Source organism: Bacteroides sp. OF03-11BH, assembly GCF_003604005.1.
Classification (GTDB): domain Bacteria; phylum Bacteroidota; class Bacteroidia; order Bacteroidales; family Bacteroidaceae; genus Bacteroides; species Bacteroides ovatus.
Genome location: NZ_QTMW01000111.1, coordinates 1 through 2,098, shown reverse-complemented (window position 1 = coordinate 2,098; position 2,098 = coordinate 1). Strand labels below are relative to the sequence as shown.

Here is a 2,098-nt window from a genome sequence, read left to right as displayed (position 1 = left end):
GGGAAGGATTCGCTTCTGCTTGCCACGCTCGCCTACAATGTCGGTCCATATCGACTTTTGGGTAGCGGAAAGATTCCCAAAAGCACGCTGATCCGAAAGTTGGAGGCGGGCGACAGGAACATCTATCGGGAGTATATCGCTTTCTGCAACTACAAGGGGAAACGGCACGCCATGCTGCTCAAACGGAGAAAGGCGGAGTTTGCACTGTTGTATGTACCATAAATAATAAGTACCTGACAAAAGAAAATCCGATGAAGCCGCAACTTCATCGGATTTTCTAATATATTGCTGCTATCAGATAGTTTGAGATGGCAGTTCTTTTATATGAACTACATTATATTCTTTGCCTTTCTTTATGTCAGTTATCTCAAATTTTGTTCCTCTTTCAAATTCCACTTGATATTCAGGATACGGACAATCCTCTCCATGATTATATATTTTATATATTTCATAAGCTTTTGTTTGACCTTCCGGTAAAGGCTCAATTATCCATTTTATAGAATGAGCATTATCAAAATCATCTATTGATGTCGTAAAAAAGCCATTTACGGTAAAAATATCTCCAATCCTATTATTACCACGCATAAAACCATCATTGGCATATAACACAGGGTGAGTATTTTTAGGAGCTTTTCTTAATGCACTATCTAAGTTTTGGATTAAAACTTCTGTTAAGGCATTCAATTTACGCCTATTATACAGAGGTTCTTGTATGAACCGAGAACTACCAAAGCCTTCAAGGATGACGATACTTAATGCTTCTAAATCAGTCAAATTATATTCTTTATAATGTATTTTATTGACCTCTTTCAGATGTTGTATCGCTTTTATATGAGAATTCAACAACTCAACATCTCCTCCTCGTTTATATGCAGATGGATTGTGCTGATATATTGTTTCTACAATTAGTTGTAAATCTTCTATATTCATATTAATATACAAAAAAATAACAATGCAAAATTAGCCTTTTATGGCTAATTTTACATATTCAAATAAGAATTTTATCGAAGATTGGAACAAAGGTTTCTTTGCTACTTTCTTTGTCCGCCATCATGCTCACTGAAAGAAAGTAGGCGGCTTTCGCCGCCCATCGTTCAAAAACGGGTGTAAAGCCCCGTCACCATCGTGAACATTTCCTCCAGCATATCGCAATATATCCCCTCGTGCGTTTCTATGTCTTTCGTCTTGCACTCGAATGTCTTTTTGCTGAACGTCCTGCGGTAGAAGCGCATATTGTAGAGGTCTGCCCCTGCATCATAGATGATGTCAAGGCGGTTGGCACTCGTCTTGTTCCTCGCAAGGCTCATGCGTAAGCCGTTGCCCATGTCTATGAAGTCTTTGCTTCCCGTCATGGTGGCAAAGCGTCTGCCACCTATCTGCTCCAAAATTGTCTTCGCTATCATATTCGTTGTATTTTAGGCGTTATGTTGTGGCGGTGCGGACACCGCCACAACGTTCAAAATTCAGTTTTCTCGGCTATGGGTGTGCATCTTTCCAGCCACTCTTTCAGCCACTCCATGTTATACTCGCTCGTTATGACTGCCGTATGGCTGTCAATGGCAGTAAACCTGCTACTTTCATAGTTGTCTATCCACCCCTTCAGGGTATCAACTCCCCATGCTTCGGCATCATCAAACATTCCGTCCAATGCCTTGATTGGCTCGCTGAACTTGACTATCAGCGTTTGGTAGGCAACTTCGTTCATCGCTTGTCCTCCTTTCTTTCCTTTGCCGTCAGCCACTTGTCCCGTGCGGCTCGGCACTCGTCTAACGTGGGTTTCACACAAGAGAACAATTCCCCGTCCGTGTGGCGGTAGTCGTATTGCATAAGTGTCCGCTTACGTCTGCCGATACCCGTTTGGGACTTCTCGTATTTCTCTGTCCCTGCTTGCGTGCAGGTGCTTACTCCGTTGATGGTCATCCGTGTACTCATAATCGTTATTTTTAGATGGTTAGAAATGTACTGACAACACTCTGTTCTGCATCACTATTTCGGGGTTACTCGTATAGCGTTGGTGCAGGTAGAAATGATGTGAGCCGAAGCCGTAATAAAAGAACTTGTCAAGTTCGTGTTTCTCGGCAAAGTCCTTGACGCTCGC

At 42.2% G+C, this 2,098-nt stretch carries 5 protein-coding genes; 1 reads left to right on the top strand and 4 read right to left on the bottom strand.

Translation table 11 applies throughout. The features are described 5' to 3' along the window. On the top strand, positions 1 to 222 hold a 222-nt coding region (locus DXA54_RS27865; protein ID WP_147378184.1), incomplete at its 5' end, for a lysozyme. A 72-nt stretch (positions 223 to 294) separates the two neighbouring features. On the opposite strand, the gene DXA54_RS27860 is transcribed toward DXA54_RS27865, so the two are convergent. The 4 genes from DXA54_RS27860 to DXA54_RS27845 all read right to left on the bottom strand — a co-directional run bounded on the left by DXA54_RS27860 (position 295) and on the right by DXA54_RS27845 (position 1,932). Continuing rightward, entirely contained in the window at positions 295 to 930 is a 636-nt protein-coding gene (locus DXA54_RS27860; RefSeq protein ID WP_117678617.1) for a hypothetical protein, read from the bottom strand. 164 nt (positions 931 to 1,094) lie between these two features. Next, positions 1,095 to 1,403, bottom strand: coding sequence for a hypothetical protein (locus DXA54_RS27855; protein WP_008645916.1), 309 nt, complete (start codon positions 1,401 to 1,403; stop codon positions 1,095 to 1,097). A gap of 53 nt (positions 1,404 to 1,456) precedes the next feature. Further along, a complete protein-coding gene (locus tag DXA54_RS27850; RefSeq protein ID WP_032567514.1) occupies positions 1,457 to 1,762 on the bottom strand; it encodes a DUF6956 domain-containing protein in 306 nt (101 codons plus the stop codon). Next, positions 1,702 to 1,932, bottom strand: coding sequence for a DUF3873 domain-containing protein (locus DXA54_RS27845; RefSeq protein ID WP_008645914.1), 231 nt, complete (start codon positions 1,930 to 1,932; stop codon positions 1,702 to 1,704). Before DXA54_RS27845 ends, DXA54_RS27850 begins: the two co-directional genes overlap by 61 nt. Positions 1,933 to 2,098 lie beyond the last annotated feature (166 nt).

Excerpts from the sequence above, each read along its gene's own strand:
- DXA54_RS27860 (WP_117678617.1), bottom strand. The coding sequence starts at position 930 with ATGAATATAGAAGATTTACAACTAATTGTAGAAACAATATATCAGCAC.
- DXA54_RS27855 (WP_008645916.1), bottom strand. The coding sequence starts at position 1,403 with ATGATAGCGAAGACAATTTTGGAGCAGATAGGTGGCAGACGCTTTGCC.
- DXA54_RS27845 (WP_008645914.1), bottom strand. The coding sequence starts at position 1,932 with ATGAGTACACGGATGACCATCAACGGAGTAAGCACCTGCACGCAAGCA.